The sequence below is a fragment of the Acetobacter aceti genome, assembly GCF_002005445.1.
GTDB classification, from domain to species: Bacteria; Pseudomonadota; Alphaproteobacteria; order Acetobacterales; family Acetobacteraceae; genus Acetobacter; species Acetobacter aceti_B.
This window is the reverse complement of sequence record NZ_CP014692.1, coordinates 3,055,094-3,071,637: the sequence shown is the minus strand read 5'-3', so window position 1 is coordinate 3,071,637 and position 16,544 is coordinate 3,055,094. Positions and strand designations below refer to the sequence as shown.

13 protein-coding genes, 1 tRNA gene and 1 pseudogene are annotated in these 16,544 nt (G+C 55.3%); 8 read left to right on the top strand and 7 right to left on the bottom strand.

Annotation, left to right across the window (positions count from 1 at the left end; genetic code table 11):
• The first annotated feature begins 11 nt into the window (after window positions 1-11).
• Genes A0U92_RS13980 through A0U92_RS13970 form a run of 3 tightly spaced genes read left to right on the top strand, consistent with a single transcriptional unit; the run spans window position 12 to window position 4,038 of the window.
• The gene (locus tag A0U92_RS13980; protein ID WP_222927827.1) at window positions 12-1,703 is read left to right on the top strand and encodes a thiamine pyrophosphate-binding protein; all 1,692 of its coding nucleotides are present in this window, start codon (window positions 12-14) and stop codon (window positions 1,701-1,703) included.
• Complete coding sequence (locus A0U92_RS13975; protein ID WP_077813725.1) at window positions 1,700-2,515, top strand: aspartate dehydrogenase; 816 nt, start codon at window positions 1,700-1,702, stop codon at window positions 2,513-2,515. The genes A0U92_RS13980 and A0U92_RS13975 overlap by 4 nt, the downstream gene beginning before the upstream one ends.
• A complete protein-coding gene (locus A0U92_RS13970; RefSeq protein WP_236748157.1) occupies window positions 2,515-4,038 on the top strand; it encodes an aldehyde dehydrogenase in 1,524 nt (507 codons plus the stop codon). The genes A0U92_RS13975 and A0U92_RS13970 overlap by 1 nt, the downstream gene beginning before the upstream one ends.
• Window positions 4,039-4,172: 134 nt before the next feature.
• Here A0U92_RS13970 and A0U92_RS18530 read toward each other — a convergent pair.
• Window positions 4,173-4,373, bottom strand: a pseudogene (locus A0U92_RS18530) (hypothetical protein); the annotation flags it as partial.
• A gap of 318 nt (window positions 4,374-4,691) precedes the next feature.
• Between A0U92_RS18530 and A0U92_RS13955 the strand changes: the two are divergent.
• The 4 genes from A0U92_RS13955 to A0U92_RS13945 all read left to right on the top strand — a co-directional run bounded on the left by A0U92_RS13955 (window position 4,692) and on the right by A0U92_RS13945 (window position 6,380).
• Window positions 4,692-4,982 (top strand): hypothetical protein, encoded by a 291-nt coding sequence (locus A0U92_RS13955; protein ID WP_077813723.1) that lies wholly within the window; start codon window positions 4,692-4,694, stop codon window positions 4,980-4,982.
• Window positions 4,983-5,024: 42 nt separating this feature from the next.
• Window positions 5,025-5,210: a DNA adenine methylase gene (locus tag A0U92_RS17475; RefSeq protein ID WP_257788150.1), complete on the top strand. Its 186-nt coding sequence runs from the start codon at window positions 5,025-5,027 to the stop codon at window positions 5,208-5,210.
• Window positions 5,211-5,605: 395 nt separating this feature from the next.
• Window positions 5,606-6,202: an LOG family protein gene (locus A0U92_RS13950; protein ID WP_077813722.1), complete on the top strand. Its 597-nt coding sequence runs from the start codon at window positions 5,606-5,608 to the stop codon at window positions 6,200-6,202.
• A gap of 101 nt (window positions 6,203-6,303) precedes the next feature.
• Window positions 6,304-6,380: transfer RNA gene (locus tag A0U92_RS13945), tRNA-Pro, on the top strand.
• A gap of 401 nt (window positions 6,381-6,781) precedes the next feature.
• On the opposite strand, the gene A0U92_RS13940 is transcribed toward A0U92_RS13945, so the two are convergent.
• The 3 genes from A0U92_RS13940 to A0U92_RS13930 all read right to left on the bottom strand — a co-directional run bounded on the left by A0U92_RS13940 (window position 6,782) and on the right by A0U92_RS13930 (window position 10,733).
• Complete coding sequence (locus tag A0U92_RS13940) at window positions 6,782-7,813, bottom strand: isocitrate/isopropylmalate dehydrogenase family protein (protein WP_077814476.1); 1,032 nt, start codon at window positions 7,811-7,813, stop codon at window positions 6,782-6,784.
• A 70-nt stretch (window positions 7,814-7,883) separates the two neighbouring features.
• Window positions 7,884-9,662 carry a M24 family metallopeptidase gene (locus tag A0U92_RS13935; protein ID WP_408736125.1) on the bottom strand — a complete coding sequence of 593 codons (1,779 nt, stop codon included), beginning with the start codon at window positions 9,660-9,662 and terminating at the stop codon, window positions 7,884-7,886.
• Window positions 9,663-9,848: 186 nt separating this feature from the next.
• Entirely contained in the window at window positions 9,849-10,733 is an 885-nt protein-coding gene (locus A0U92_RS13930; protein ID WP_077813721.1) for a hypothetical protein, read from the bottom strand.
• Between the two features lie 293 nt (window positions 10,734-11,026).
• Here A0U92_RS13930 and A0U92_RS13925 point away from each other — a divergent pair, with 293 nt between their 5' ends.
• Window positions 11,027-11,242, top strand: coding sequence for a hypothetical protein (locus A0U92_RS13925; protein WP_077813720.1), 216 nt, complete (start codon window positions 11,027-11,029; stop codon window positions 11,240-11,242).
• Between the two features lie 1,342 nt (window positions 11,243-12,584).
• Here A0U92_RS13925 and A0U92_RS13915 read toward each other — a convergent pair.
• The 3 genes from A0U92_RS13915 to A0U92_RS13905 form a co-directional block, all read right to left on the bottom strand.
• Window positions 12,585-13,652, bottom strand: coding sequence for an acyltransferase family protein (locus A0U92_RS13915; RefSeq protein ID WP_187668774.1), 1,068 nt, complete (start codon window positions 13,650-13,652; stop codon window positions 12,585-12,587).
• A 385-nt stretch (window positions 13,653-14,037) separates the two neighbouring features.
• Complete coding sequence (locus A0U92_RS13910) at window positions 14,038-14,508, bottom strand: hypothetical protein (RefSeq protein WP_077813717.1); 471 nt, start codon at window positions 14,506-14,508, stop codon at window positions 14,038-14,040.
• On the bottom strand, window positions 14,505-16,484 hold the full coding sequence (locus A0U92_RS13905) for a serine/threonine-protein kinase (RefSeq protein ID WP_222927826.1): 1,980 nt from the start codon (window positions 16,482-16,484) through the stop codon (window positions 14,505-14,507). Before A0U92_RS13905 ends, A0U92_RS13910 begins: the two co-directional genes overlap by 4 nt.
• Window positions 16,485-16,544: the final 60 nt, after the last annotated feature.

The following is a 16,544-nucleotide window of genomic DNA, read 5'->3' as shown; positions in this document are numbered from 1 at the left end:
GAATGCACAGCATGATTCATGATACGAAACAGAACGGCATGACACCAACGATGATGCCGGTCGGGGATCTTGTCGCCAGTTGGCTTGCCGAAATAGGCGTAAAAGTCGTTTTCGGTGTAATTTCCATCCACAACATGCCGATGCTCGACGCTATTTCACGTCAGGGGCGCATCCGTTTCGTGCCGGCGCGTGGTGAGGCGGGCGCCATGAACATGGCGGATGCCTATGCCCGGACGTCTGGTGGACTGGGGGTCGTCTTCACCAGCACCGGCACCGCAGCAGGAAACGCAGCAGGCAGCCAGGTTGAAGCTCTGACAGCCTGCTCTCCGGTGCTGCATATCACCACGCAGATCGACAGGCCTTTCGTTGATCGCGACCGCGCGCCAATTCATGATGTACCCCGTCAGCCTGAAATGCTGCGCGGTGTCTCAAAGGACGTATTGCGCGCATGGTCGGCAGCCTCTGTTATCACAACGCTGGCGGCAGGCGCTTCGGCTGCCCTGACCGCCCCGTCCGGCCCGGTTTCGGTCGAGATTCCAATCGATGTGCAAAGGGAGGAGGCGCGTATCCCTCTCGTCTGGCCAAAGCCCCGCAAAGCTGGTGTTACGCCGGATGAAACGGCTGTGGACTGCCTCGCTGAATTGGTCAGGAAAGCCCGACGACCTGTTTTCTGGTTTGGAGGAGGCGCCCGTAAGGCAACAGCACAGGCCGCTGCGCTGCTGCAACGCGGTGTCGGGACGGTGACCAGCACGAATGGCCGTGCAGTCATCCCGGAAAATGCCCCAGGTTCACTCGGTGCTTTCAACATGACCCCGGAGGCTCAGGCCCTTTACGAATCATCAGATCTCATGGTGGTTGTGGGCTCACGTCTCAGAGGGAATGAAACCCGCAACAATGAAATGCAGCTTGGCCGTATACTCGTGCAGATTGACGCAGATGCCAGTCAGGGCGCGCGGAACTACCCGGTTGATCTTTTCATCCACGGCGATGCGTCCGCAACACTTTCCCTGCTTCTGGAAAAACTTCCAGAACATCTCGACGTTGACACGACACTTTCTGAGGATATCAGCAACGCGCGCGCAAAGAGCGAGGAGTCCTTGCGGCAGGGTCTTGGACCCTATGCAATAGTAGCCGACACACTCAGGGAATTTGTTTTTGAACGCAGGCTGGCGTTTGTCCGTGATGTGACCATCTCCAATTCCACATTCGGTAACCGCTATGTCAGTCTTGCCGCACCCAATCTTGGCGTCCACGCTCTTGGTGGAGGTATCGGTCAAGGCATCGCCATGGCTATCGGCGCGGCGCTTTCCGGTGCTGCTCCCCGCACTGTCTGTCTCGTGGGAGACGGAGGCGCGATGCTTTATATAGGTGAACTGGCTACCGCAGTTGAGGAAAATGCCGATATCGTCTTCGTTCTGATGAATGACTGTGGCTATGGGGTCATTAGAAACATTCAGGATGCGCAATACGGAGGACGACATTGCTACACTCTTTCGACAATTCCTGATTTTGGCCAGATTGCTGCTGCTGTTGGACTGCCTCATCGTTGCATTTCGGACATCTCGGTATTTCGTGATGAGTTCACTGCTGCACTTGATGCAGAGGGACCTGTTCTTCTCGAAATTGACATGACCAGGATTGGTCCTTTTGCAAGAAGTTTTGCCGGTCCGCCCGCAGGTGCAGCAGGAAAGCCTGTATCATGACAAAAGAAGGTCTGCATTTGGGCCTGATCGGCTCCGGCTCCATGGCTGCGACTGTGGTGGCGGCACTGACTGATGCAGGTGTTCGAATAGAACGTCTCTCGGTTCTGGTGCGACCGGGTCGTGAGGCAGCCGGAGAGGATGCGATCACAGAATGGAAAACTGGTGGTGCTGTAAGTAGAGTCATCAGTTCTGTAGAAGAATTAATCGCTTTGGAGCCAGACATTGTTGGTGAATGTGCGTCGCAGCAGGCTGTCGCCTCCTGTGTTCCGAGTCTTCTCGCTGCCGGAATCGAAACAGTGATTGCGTCTGTCGGCGCTCTGGCAGACCCGGATATCCTTGCATCTCTTTATCAGATCAGATCAGAAAAATTTCATATTGCAACAGGCGCCGTTGCCGGCATGGATGGCCTCTCAGCCGCACGCCTCTCCGGATTGACCGAAGTGGTCTATACAGGAAGAAAGCCGCCTTCCTCCTGGCCGGGAGGCGGGACGGACTACGCCATAATCTTCAAGGGAAGCGCACGGGAAGCCGCTTTGCAATTTCCGAAAAATGCCAATGTGGCGGCTACAGTTGCTCTGGCCGGGATCGGTTTTGATCGTACACAGGTCCTCCTGATAGCAGACCCTGAATGTTCCAATAATGTTCATGAAATTTCCTTTGTTTCAGGATGCGCGCGCGGCAATTTCCGCATGGAAGGCGTGCCATCTCCGGATAACCCCAAAACCTCGCTTACAGCAGGGTACAGTGTCGCAAATGTCATTCTGAACGCGATTAGACCCGTGCTTCAGACAATCGCAAGGAATGTAGTGTGATGTCTGTCTCTGCCATGGATTTTACGACAGCCGATCTTCCTGATGGCCGCATTTTCGTGGCAGGGACTTTCCGGGAAGGTCGGGGGCCTCAAATCGAATCCCGTTTTCCAGCGGATGACAGCCTGAACAGGGTCATGCGGGAGGCTGGTCCGGAAGATCTTGATGAATCCGTGAGCGCCGCACAGAAAGCTGCTGCTGATCCGGCTTGGCGAGACCTCTTGCCACACCGTCGAGCCGATTATCTCTACCGCATCAGCCAGGGCATCACGGCAAACGCCGACCGGATCGCCTATATCCAAAGCCGTGATACGGGAAAAACGTTTCGGGAAACTCATGCATTGGCCATGAGCGCAGCGAGCACTTTCCGTTATTTTGCAGCGGCTCTGGAAACAATGGAAGAGGCCATCACGCCGTCACGGGGGCCGTGGATGACACTCTCCCGATATGAGCCGCTCGGTGTTGTCGCAGCCATCACACCCTGGAACTCACCGATCGCCAGCGATGCCCAGAAGGTCGCTCCCGCACTCGCAGCCGGAAATGCAGTGATCCTGAAGCCGGCCACCTGGAGTCCCCTTGTAGGACTGGAGTTTGCGCGGATTGTTGCGGAATCCGGTCTACCGGCGGGACTGCTGTCCGTTCTCCCCGGTGGTGGACAGACCATCGGCGATCGTCTCGTCAGTCACCCGGCAATAGGACGGATATCCTTTACAGGCGGCACCAAGGTCGGTCACGCAATCGCGTCCAAAGCAGCCGAACGCCTCGTGCCTGTATCGCTTGAACTCGGTGGGAAATCTCCAACCATCGTTTTTCCTGATGCCGATATCGATCAGGCGCTCGCCGGTATCCTGTATGGTATGTTCTCGTCTTCCGGTCAGTCCTGTATTGCAGGGTCTCGTCTGTTCATTCATCGTTCCATCTACAATGAATTTCTTACGCGGCTAGTTTCCGCAACAAAAGCGTTGAAGGTAGGTCATCCTTTTGATCCCGACACACAGGTCGCTCCACTGATCCATCCTGCACATGTCGCCAATGTCGCACGGTGGGTGGATATTGCGCGCGCAGAAGGTGGTCGGATTCTCGCGGGGGGCATGGCCCCAGACGGAGAAGCGTATAAAGGCGGCTATTACTATCTGCCGACAATCATAGACGGGGTCGATAATACAGCGACAATATGTCGGGAGGAGGTATTTGGCCCTGTTCTTGTCGCCATGCCATTTGACGACGAGAATGATGTGATCGCCATGTCCAACGACAACCAGTACGGTCTGGCCTGCGGGGTCTGGTCACGGGATCTGGGACGCGCCATGGCCGTGGGCAAAGCGATTACTGCTGGCACCGTCTGGATCAATACCTATAAACAGTTTTCTATTTCGACTCCTTTTGGAGCCGACAAGGAAAGCGGTATCGGTCGGGAAAAGGGACTTGAGGGTCTTCGAGCATATATGCGGCAGAAATCGTATTACATCAGCGACCCCGGTGTAAAAATACCATGGGCACTGAGCGCTCTGGGTGCCTCATCATAATAGTCGTCAAAGAGAGCGATGGGCTGCCATGTGGAGGGTTCGCCTCCCCGCTCTGTTGCATAATTGGTTGATTGGTCGTTGTGAGAGCTTTGATCGTCACTTTCTTTACCTGACGGCGTGAGTGAGCGCTGTTCCGGGGATGAACCGATTGAGGATGGCGCAACGGACGTGAATTTCGGTGATCTGACGTTCGAAATCCTGATTTCCAGCGATCTTTCGTCGATCCCGATAGTGAGTTTACGCCATATCCAGCGTTTCGGACCGTCATGTTTGCGCGTATGCCATTAACCTTCTCCCTTTCCTTTGACCTTGATTCCGGTGCTGTCCAGGCTCAGGACTCATAACCAGAACATGACGGTTGTCAGGGGACACAAGGTATCGGACAGGCCGGGATTCCGTGGGACAACCGGGGACCACGTGGGATGGAGATTTTTTTGTCGGCGGTTCTTCGTGGGAAATTATCCACAAACAATCCACAAAGAACCGTGCGCCGCGCAGAGACGCAAGGTTTTGGACTTGCGCGAGCATTTTGCCGGGTTCGGACAAAAGGTTCTGCACATCGGCCTCTCATGCGTGGCAGGTGATGATCGGATGCTGAGAGACCCTTAAGAGGGCGTTTAGACGTTTATATGGGAGCACCTGCCACGCGGCCAATGATGCGCAGATCGGCGTCTGACCGTGCGGAGCTGCTGTTTATCGGCGGCATTAAAGAGCCGGTTCTACAAGTCGAGAGAGTCAAAAAGGCACTCGCGGAGGGCAGAAAGCCGTCCGAACTGGTGACGGAAAGTGTGGCTCCTGTCGCCAATGACGAGAAGTGGCTGGCGCTTGGACGCAAGGAAGCCACGCGGGTTCTGAAAATGGAAGCCCCAGCGCGGCGGGTTTTTCTCGATGAACTGGTGACGGCGGGCATCATCAGCTGCGACCAGATCATGGAGGCTGCGTGATGGCGGTAAAGCGGTCTGTGAAACCAGTTTCGGCTGGAGGCTGTGCATGAGCGGCTGTCATCGGTGACGATCGAATGCAGGCCGTATGAGGACATTCTGACGCGGTATGACGGTCCGGACGTTCTGTTTTACCTCGACCCGCCCTACTGGGGCACTGAAGCGTATTACGACGCGCCGTTCTCTCGTGCTGAGCCGCCACCCTGTTGCGCTGCTTCTTCCCGACTGTGACGGCCACGCTGTTGCCCGGTCGATTGTGGCGATGGTCATCGGCCCATATTCGGATTTCATGTCTTCGAGATAGTCAGGGCTGATGCGGGGAACATGAAGGGCGGTGACACTTTCACGCTGCCACCTGGAATCTCCACGATCGTATGTAACCGGATATCACTACCGTCACGAACTGACCGGCAGCCTCTCGGCGAGTGCTTCTGACCGGCTTAAAGAGCGGGTGTTACCGTACACAGAAAGTCTTTCCGGAAGAAAAGATCGAAGAGGATGCGACATAAGGTGACTTGGCGGGAGGGTATGAAGCTGTATCATGCTCTTATGAGAAAAACGGTCTCCACTGACTGACGACGGAGCCGGAGAGAAGACACCCGACAAGCCTATGGAGAGTTGACTGCATGTCTGCCCGCATTAATGCCGCTGCCGTATTTTGCGGTTCCCGTTTCGGAAATATGTCCGCCTATAAGGAAACGGCTGAAGCCGTGGGAGCCGGACTTGCTCAGGCTGGCATTCATCTCGTTTACGGCGGCGGCTATGTCGGTCTGATGGGTGCGGTGGCAGACTCCGCCATACAGGCAGGTGGTCGCGTCACGGGCATCATTCCCGAGTTTCTGGAATCGCGTGAAGTCATGCATCGCGGCGTGACCGAACTGATCGTTACGGATTCCATGCATACGCGCAAACAGAAAATGTTTTCGCTGGCTGACGCTTTTCTCATTCTTCCCGGTGGGTTTGGGACATTTGATGAACTGATGGAAATTCTGACCTGGAAGCAGTTGCAACTGCACTCCAAGCCCATTCTTTTCGTCAATATCGCGAACTGGGCGCAGGCCGTGCTGGCGATGCTGGATGAGGCGGTCAGCCAGGGGTTTGCCTCTCCGGAAGCGCGTGCGCTGATTGAAGTCGTGCCTGATGCAGCAGCGGCCCTGCGCCGACTGGAAACCGTTTCTCCATCGCATAACCGCGACGACGCTGAAGCTGCCGCCAGAATGTGATTTTCCGCCCTGCAGCAGAAAATAAATGGATTCCTGGCAGGTGTGTGAGCATTCGGCTCTTGCAGTCATGAAGCAGGAGCGCTATTAGGCCCGCACCCAATCGGAGTGTAGCTCAGCCTGGTAGAGCACTGTGTTCGGGACGCAGGGGCCGGAGGTTCGAATCCTCTCACTCCGACCAGGGGTTTGAAAGCGTCATATATGTTCTGTTGTTCGGGATGAACACAGAACAATTCCCGCGCTTCAGCAGACGTATCCTTCTTTCCCGCAAAATTACGCTGCGCCCGTCTTTGAAAGAGATCTCCAGCAATAATGAGGCGCCTTTCGTGCAGCAGCCGTAACTGGTCTGTCTGACTACGCCCTGCCCGTTATGGTTAATTTGCGAAAATGAGCAGCTTTGGCATCAAGCGGTTCTTCACAAAACCGTCCTGCTTCCGCAGTTAGCTGGGTATCTTCTCTCCCTGATGTGTTTGCAACGTATCAGGACGCCATAAAAAAAAGGCCCTGCCGCAAACGGCAGAGCCTTCAGTGACATAAGCCGGAAACCGGAGTTTCCAGCCTGTACCGTAACCTTTGGAAGAATCAGACGAGAGCCTGCTTCAGTGCAGCCGTCAGTTCCTTCGTGCCAGCTTCGCCACCCATATCACGGGTGCGAACCTTGCCGCTGGTGATCAGGTTCTTGATGGCTGTGTCGATCCGGTCGGCCAGATCGTCACGACGGACGTGACGCAGCATCATCACCGCGGCCAGCAGCAGAGCCAGCGGGTTGGCGAGGTTCTTGCCTGCGATGTCTGGAGCGGAGCCATGCACCGCTTCAAAGATCGCGGCCTTCTCACCGATGTTCGCGCCCGGAGCGAGACCCAGACCGCCGACAAGACCGGCTGCCTGATCGGAGAGAATGTCGCCGAACAGGTTGGTCGTGACGATCACGTCGAACTGCCAGGGATTGGTCACCAGACGCATGGCGGCGGCGTCGACGATGCTCTCATCCACTGCGACCCGGCCTTCATATTCCTTTGCGACCTTGCGGCCCTCCTCAAGGAACATGCCGCTCATCAGCTTGATGATGTTGGCCTTGTGAACCAGCGTCACTTTCTTGCGACCGTTCTTCACGGCGTAGTCGAACGCGAAGCGAACGATGCGTGCGCACTCCTTGCGGGACACGTAGCCACCACTGATCGCCATGCCTTTCGGGTCGCCGTCGCATGGAACGATATGTTCCATAGCGGCATAATAACCTTCGAGGTTTTCGCGGACGATGACCAGATCGATATCTTCGTAGCGACCTCCAGGAATGATTGTCTTGGTCGGACGGAGGTTCGCGTAGAGGCCGAATTCCTGACGCATCGTGACATTGATGGACTTGAAGCCGCCGCCGCTCGGCGTGGTCAGCGGGCCTTTGAGAGCAAGACCGGTTCTGCGGATGCTCTCAAGAGTGTCTTTCGGAAGAGGATCGTTGACCGCATCAACCCCGGCCATGCCAGCAATGTGGCGTTCCCACGCAAACGGAGCACCAACGGCATCGAGGATTTCGACCACCGAGTCCATAATCTCGGGGCCGATACCATCGCCCGGAATAAGGGTGGCGGGGATAGTTTTGCTGTTCGTCATCATGAACTCCCTATACATCCGCTGCCCCTTCTGCCTCGCATTGAGAGCTAGCGCGATACGCAATTGCGTGTTGTCACTTCCTCTTGATGGGAGAGCAGGCATGCGCCAGCCACGTTGCTGTCTCCCCGGAGAGCAGGGGGCCAACCTCCGCAAGCACTGTGGCGTGATAAAAATCAAGCAAATCCAAGGCTTCCGGCCCCATAACCGCCGGGTCAACCAGATGGCGGTCGAAAGGAGCGAGAGTCAGCGTTTCAAACTCAAGAAAGTTTCGTCCGTCCTGTCCGACGTCAGAGGCTCTGACCATCTCCAGAGTCTCCAGCCGGATCCCGAACGATCCGGGTTGGTAATAACCCGGCTCGTTGGACAGAATCATGCCTGCTTCCAGAGGCACCGTGCCCGGCAGCTTCGAGATGCGCTGCGGCCCCTCATGCACGGACAGGTAGCTGCCCACGCCGTGGCCGGTGCCGTGGTCGAAATCCAGCCCCCCCTGCCACAGCGCATAGCGGGCCACCACATCCAGTGCGCTGCCGGTCGTGCCGCCGGGAAAACGTGTACGTCCCAGCAGCAGGTTGCCCTTCAACACACGGCTGAAGGCTTCCCTGATCTCGACGGAAGGTTCATCCGGTCCTGTCCAGATGGTGCGGGTGATGTCCGTGGTGCCGTCGGGATACTGCGCGCCGCTATCCACCAGATAGACCGTGTTCGCGCCAAGAAGACGGCTGGTCTCCGGCGTGACACGGTAATGGATGATGGCCCCGTTCGGCCCGGCCCCGGAGATCGTGTCAAAGGAATCGTCGCGATATTCCGGTGCTTCTGCCCGGAAAGCCTGCAGGCGCTCCACCAGTTCCAGTTCCGTTGAACCGGCGGCATGAGTATCCAGCCAGTGCAGGAAGCGGCAGATGGCCACAGCGTCACGCAGATGGGCGGCCCGCGCGCCCTGCTGCTCGATAGCATTCTTCCTCGCGCGGGGCAGCGCACAGGGATCAGCCGCTTCCACAACGGTCGCTCCGGCTGCGTCGAGCGTCTGGCTGAACCAGACCGGTGTGGCGGAAGGATCGACTGCTACTTTCTGGCCCTTCAATGCTCGAAGTGCTGCTTCCAACTGGTCAGGGGGCAGGATGGTCACATCGTCGCCAAGCCAGTTCCGGACTTCAGGCGTGATCTTCGCGTCGTCTACGAACAGATCGACCTGCGCGTTGCTGTGCAGAATGGCAAAAGAGAGCACCACAGGCGTGTGAGGCACATCAGTTCCGCGGATGTTCAGCAACCATGCGACGGACGTGCAGTCGGTGATGATCGCGGCCTGCCATCCTTTTTCCAGCAGTTGCGCACCGAGCGCGTGGCGTTTTTCCTCACTGCTCTGTCCGGTGAATTCCAGCGGATGAACCCGCGCTGGGGCGGAAGGCGGACCCGGACGATCGGTCCATACGGCATCAACAGGATTGAATGGGGTCGGAACAAATATCACGGCGTCCGTATGCAGGGCATTCAACGCGGAACGACTGATGATGCGCGGGTCGTAGCCGATACGGGCTTTTTCGGGAGCATTCTTTTCAAGCCAGAGGCGTGGAGGCGCTTCCGTGATGTGATGGCGCTCCCATAGTGCGCCATCGACCTGATCATCCATCTGGGTGATGTAACGGCCATCGGAGAAAACGGCGGCCTTCCCGGCGAGAGCGACGGCCAGTCCGGCACTTCCTGTGAAACCGCTGATCCATGCCAGCCGTTCGGCGCAGGCAGGCACGTATTCGCCAAGATATTCATCGCTACGTGGAATGATCAGCCCGTCCAGACTCGTTTCCGTCAGGACGGCACGCAGGGCCTCAAGACGGTCGCTCATCTTTCCGGGCACGGAACTGGTCGTGGTCTCTGGCAACGGGCTCTCCTCTGTTTCACTTCCTTATACAGGATGCGTTGCTACATCCCCTTGATGATACCCTCTGGGGCATGATTTCCCTGCCGTAGCCAGTATTGTTTCCAGAACGTCATCGACAGCAAGCAAGCGTACGCATGATCGCCATCATGCGGCTGGACCATTTTACGGCGTCGTCTTTCGTGTCGTTCTGCTCGCCGCTCTTCCCGAAGAGCGTGCCGGGGTGGGTTGCGAGGTCGGGACCGGATCAGGAGATGGGCTGAGCCAGGCGGGCAGCACCTGCGACGCCGCCGATGTGGACTCGTCCGGACCATCGGGCATGGATGTGCCTGGTTTGATTTTGAAGAGAGGCTGGGGCGTCGTCGGGGGTGATGCAGGAGCTTCATCAGCAGCGGACGGCTGCACTGGCAAGGGTTGTTCGACGCTTGGGGCGGGGCTTGGGGCGGGCTCCTGTGCAGGTTGTGGCGCAGGCTGGACAGGGGAGCTCTGGACGGCTGGAACCTTGGCCGCAGCGGGTTGGGGCGGCGCTGCGGGCTCGATCGCCTGAGGCGTCGGCGCTTTTGCCGGCACTGATGTCCGGGACGCAGGAATGGTAGCCGGGACAGGCGGAGCCGCCACGGACGCTTTCGGGACTTCAACAGAAGGCACGGATGGTGAAGTCGGCGTGGGGAGCGGGGTGAAAACAGGCGCCTGTGCTGGCTCCGGGACTGGGTTAACCGCAGAGGGCGCTTCTTCCCGAGGCAGGACTGGTTGCGCTACAGTCGGGACCGGCCTACGCAGGGCTGGCTGGCTTTTCACGGAACCCATTGCCGATCTGTCGGAAAGCGGAGTGGACGCACCATGCTGAGTAGCCTCATGGGCATCATGCCAGGCCGCGCCATCGAACCAGCCCTGCCAATGGCCATGCCCGTCATACCAGCCGAGATGGCCGTCATGATGCCCCATCGACCATGCCTCGGTGTAACCGGAGGGACGGTAATTGTACTGCGCGTAACAGCCTTCAAGCGCCAATGCGGTCAGCAACATGGCCGCAATCTGTCCAGTCCGCATGGCGCACTCGTTCTCCTGAGCGTGTTCTCCTGATCACGGGTTGGACCAGAGACAGAGCACAAGAGCAAGAGGGAACGGGGCAAAAGACCGGATTTCTGGCGATTTTCCGGGAAAAATATGCGGACAGATTTCGAGTGATTTCTGTCATATCGAGATAGAATAGCAGTTCAGATCCTCGCGGCGACGCTCTGTCGCCAAACAACATTATGACGCATCAATATCGACATGGCGCTTCATTCAGCTTTACTCTGATTTCACTGTCTGGAACTGTGACCCAAAATCAGGAGCGTGTCATGTCGCGGTTTTTCGCCGTCCGGGGATTTGTCGCTGCCTGTCTCTGCTCTGGGCTGGTCGCCTGTTCAGCCGAGAGACACATAATCCAGACTCATAACTCCCCGCATACGGAAGAGGTTGAAAAAGAAATTAATCTTGATGAAGATGCCGCCGGGCCGCCCAAGAGCCCATCGGGAAATATTGGACAAAATAAGAACGATCAGGATGAGAAATAATATTTAAATTCGATCTGTATGTATGGAAAATATTTTAATATTTAAAATATATTGTAGAAAAATCGTTCACAACCATAAACTATTCGCAATAACGTGCACTGCGGCATTATCTAATTAACACTATTCAAATCCAGCAGAAGCTCCTTGAATACGGCAAACCTGACAAGGGTTCCCTCCTTTTGGGAATGCTTCCCGTCTTCGGAAAGATCCCGGGGAACAATGAGTACCAGATCCAGCATTTACATCTTGTAGCGCGCAGAATTTCTCTCTTCAGAGAGATTCAGAACGAGCAGCTTCTGGAGACTTCTTTAATTAGTGAAAATATAAAAATTATGCACATTTTTGTGGATCGCTTTTGGTGTCAGAGATCAATCCACAAAAAAGTTCCGAGAAGAAAACACTTGTGTCCAGAGTGGTTAGTGGCTCCGGTTACTCTGATTTTTCTGGTGCTGATATAGATAATGGCGCCTGGATTCAGCCATGAGACACCGTCCTCGCGAAGTTTTATCCGAAATTTCGTTGCAACTGTGGAGTTTTTTCTGATCTCGCCGGGCTTCCTGATGGGGAGACAGTCGGGTGGACCCTGAGCAGGCCGTGAGCAGGCATACCGTCAATGCCATCGTCAGAACGCGAAAGGAAGCTGTAAAAGTCATGGTTCTCGGACTCTGATTGCAGGCAGAAACCACTGGCTGCCCTGTCCTCTGTCTAAAACAGATCCCGTTCAAATGAAATCACGGGAAGCTATGGTGGATGCTTGAAAGAACAGGATCAGGCCATGTCGTCAGCGAAGGCAGAGGATTGTGGAGACGATCCAGACACCCAGAGCAGCAGTCGCAAGCTGCTTACAGGCCTGGTGTAGCGACCTGCGGTCCCGCACACGCGAGTAGCATCTTGATCGACAGGAAAGCTTCTGTTCTCAGAACGACAAAAATGACGACGCGTTCTTGTCTGGTGGAAAGTCGTGGTCTGATCTTCAGCACCTTTACTGTCGTCGGGAGGACGCTGCGGAGGCTCCGCGCTGCCTCCGGCTTCATTTTCGTGGGTATCCTGTTATGCAGTAATCTTATATAAGACCCTATCATCCTTGAGGCTGTGACCTCTCATCCCTTTAAACCAGAAAATGACCGAGACGTCGGTTTCGTCTGCGCGGGAGCAGTGTCATGCCTCAACAGGCATTATGAAGATGTGGTCCGTCCAAAGAGGCGGACTTTGCGTCCTATGAGAATAAAGGGTTTTTCTACAAATTCGTATGTCAGACACGACACCAGAAGCGTCTTAAACCAGAAAATGACCGAGACGTCAGTTTCGTCTGCGCGGGAGCAGTGTCATGCCTCAACAGGCATTATGAAGATGTGGTCCGTCCAAAGAGGCGGACTTTGCGTCCTATGAGAATAAAGGGTTTTTCTACAAATTCGTATGTCAGACACGACACCAGAAGCGTCATCAAAATCGAGAAATGCACGATCCAGTTGCCGGCATCATAAGACAGATCAATATGGAGCAGGTATACCAGAAACATGCTGACAGGAAAATGAACAAGGTAAATGCTATAGGACAGCTTGCCCAGCGTGAAGAATATCGGATTACCCAATACTTTGTCGGTAAAATCGGCCTTGTCCATCAATGCTATAGCAATAGCAGCGAACAGCACTGAAACCAGATAGATGGGCACCGGATGGAAAGGTGGTGGCAGGCAGATGGTTGATACAGCAATGGCGAAGACGCCTGCAGCACAGAGTGTTTCTGCAACACTCTCCTTGACTGGCAAGCGTTTTACGATGTCCATTACAAGAACCATGATACCCATACTGAGCACAAGCCTCAGCATTCCTGCGCTCACACCGTGAAACACCGGATCATTATTGCCTGCGACCCGGAAGCCATGACGTTCTGCAATGAAAAGAAAAAATACAAATACAGCGTAGAATAGGGGTCGACAGAAGACAGCCAGAAGCACTGTCAGGGAGCCAAGATAAAACTCCAGAGATATAGACCATGAAGGCAGATTGATAGAAAACGACTGAGAGGTGACAAGAGACTGCGTCATCAGATAATTACTGATAAGATCACGCTTTATATTATTGCTGAAGTAGGAGGGAATGCCATTGACCATTCCGTAGAAAATACCCACCACTATCGATAGCATGAAGAAATGAAGTGGGTAGAGCCGCAGGAATCGCGCCCAGAAAAAGTTGATGGCTTCCTTGATATTGATGCGAGAAAATTTCTCATCATAGGATTTGATGAGAACAAATGCGGATAAGGCAAAGAAAACATCAACAGCAAAAGGGGCATTGGTGATCAGAGAGCGTCCGGACTGCCACCCTATCATGATGCCGAATGTATGTTGATACGCTACAGCCAGGGCAAGCAGTCCCCGAATGCCTTCGAGACCTCGTATCCTTTTCACATTCATACCCTTTTTTGACCAGCCGGTTTTCCTTTCTCATTACCTTCAAAAGGAAAGATTGGCGCTTTCATGCTTGATGGCTGAGTGAATGGCAATAGTCTCCAGATTGACAGGCTGACATCGGTGAGGAAGCATGGTTTCTGATTGTTCAGAACCTTGCGATGAAATTCTATGCTGATCGTATTGGACGATGTTACGTCAAAAAAGAATCGACAACTTGATAGAGATTCAATGGCGGGGAACGGCTATCTGGTCGAATAAAGACGTCAGAAGGGAGTGGCGCTATATTTAAGTTGATTTATTTTAGTATAATATCAATATGAAATGTTTATAATATATATTATACAAAATTATAGCTGAAATATCCAATTTATTAAATTTTATATCATGGAATATCAGCCTTCTGGTTATCTTCTGCCTGTTCATCCCATTCTTCTGCAATCGCTGTCAGCTCTTTTGTAATGGCGATTTTACGTTGACGAACCTGTAGCTGCCGGGTGAATTTGACACCCATAATGGACAGTTCAAATACGAACCAGCCTCCTCCCGCCGCACACCATCCTACGACACTGGTCATGGGATTCATCAGCAGCGTAATCGCGGCTTCCATAGAGCCATCCACATCCCAGAGCATGTGAAACGGATGCACGAGAGCCGCAAAAGCATACGGCATCATCATTCTGGCCATGACCTCTCCCCGATTGCTGTCCAGCATGTAGACCGCCATCATGGGGATCAGCAGGACACCAATCAGTATGGAATATCCCGGAAGCCATGCCAGAGCGGCCCCACAGGCCAGACCACTCATCCATTTCGACATGGAGCCACGCTGGGCTTTGGCGGCAGCGGCCGTCACAGCACAATCTCCGCACAAAGAGATCCTATGGCGCAGACAACGCCAACAGCGGTAGCCAGACGGATCATCTCGTTCCTCATGGACGACGGCACATCGGTATCTGTATGATCGAGATGGTCACGCTCCGCCTGCAACTTGCTCTCCTGTTGCCGGGCAGCGGCATATGCCGCCTGATCCTTCCGCGCAACCAGTGGATCTGCCAGAATTTTCTGCATGAGGCCGAGATCACCCTCGCTGGCGGCAAGAGCAAGTTGCTCTCCCCGCGCAGTCCGGGTGCTCCGACTGCGCCAGCGCTTCAGTTCGGGCGTCAGATGCGGCAGCAGCTTGCGGCCAACCCCTTTCAGAGGTCCCGTCATATAAAGATGCTGCACCCTCGCAAGCAGCGCCAGATCAAGCGACCAGCTGTTTTTCGATATAGCCAGATCACTGTATGTCTCCACCAGGCGGCTTCTGAGGGCGGCAACGGCCATGAATATAGCCATGTGCCGGTCCAGCAACGCAGTCGCACCGGAGGCTTCCATGTCCTGTGCGGTGTTAAGCCACTGCAGAAGCGCCCATGTTGCAATCAGCCTATCATTCTGACAGCGGGGCGACAGGCAGGGGAGATAGGGGTTGAGGGCGTAGGGCAGCCTGTCAATGTCTGACAGGGTTTCAACCGCAACCTGCCTGGCGGCCTTCTGAACGACGGCACAGGCTGCGGTTTGCATGGGAATCGTCGTGACAAGTGCGAACTTGTCCAGCCGGCTGCTACGGATCAGTTCGAAAACAGCCGTTGAGGGATCAATGGAAGCCGCGCTTTTCCCCGCCAGGGAGACCGTCAGCAACTGACCGATAGCATCCGGCCAGAACCATATGCCGGTCCAGCACAGAGGCATGGCCGGATCAATAATGGAGATGATTTCCATCAGGGTTGCTGAAGATGCGAGCGTCCCGTCTTCAGCCAGAGTGGCGTCCTTCGCCAGAAGAGCCAGCCTCCCTGCGGCCTGTGTCATCCCAAGTTCATAGGACATCCATCGCTCGATCACGCCCCTGACCAGAAGGCTCGCGAATTCCTTTCTGTACCGTGCGGCATACCATGCCAACGCCCGCGCCGTTCTGACCCTGACAGCTCCAAGTACGATTGGAGCCGTGGCGACAGGTGTCCGGCGAACAACATAGCCCTTGTGATCCGCTGCATTCAGAAGATCTCTTGGCGAGGGTCTCGCGACCGGGTCGTCTGACAGCATGGTCGCAAGCAGAGAAGCCACATCCTGGGAAAGAGACAGATGTCCCGCCAGAACGGCAAAGCTGCCTTTCTGGAACCGCTCTTCCAATCGGCTACCGGGAACATCGTCCCGATAAGGCACGCAGCCCCCCAGCAACCAGACCGCGAGCGCACCAAGAGCGAAGACATCGTCGGCGATCGTACCGCCCCCGCGCGCAGCGGGCTCGCATATGGCGGATGTCAGGGGTTCAAAGCGGTCCGGCTGGAAATAGGCCGGAGGGGCAGTGATCGCGGGACCAAGGCATACCGCGGTCCTTCCACCCGAATCGAATACATTATCTGGCCGGATCGCCCGGTGGGTGACGCCTGCCTCGTTATAGGCGTGAAGAATACCTGCGATCGGAACGATGACACGCTCGATCACGGAGGTCTCTGTCCAGTTGCCACCATCGATCAGCGCCGTGCCGGGAGGTGCATCGCACAGGATCCACAGAGAACCGGCTGCATCACTGAACGATCGGACAGGGAGCAGATTGGGCGCGCGTATTTTGGCGATAACTGCCGCGCTGGCCTGCGGAGGCAATAACGCCGGAGGGGCCAGCGCAACGATTTCCGCTGTCGGAGAGACCGTATCCTTGACGTGGTAGGCAGGACAATTGACGAAATCGGCAAGCTTGTGGTCGAGGTCGATGACATATCGACCTTCAATCGTCAGACCTTGGCCATTCCCTGCCTCAGGTTGCCCGAATTCGTCTGTCTCGGCCATGCTCACCCTTTACGCATTCCAGAATACGCAAAGGGTAACGGGCAGCCCTTAACGGACTGTTATAAA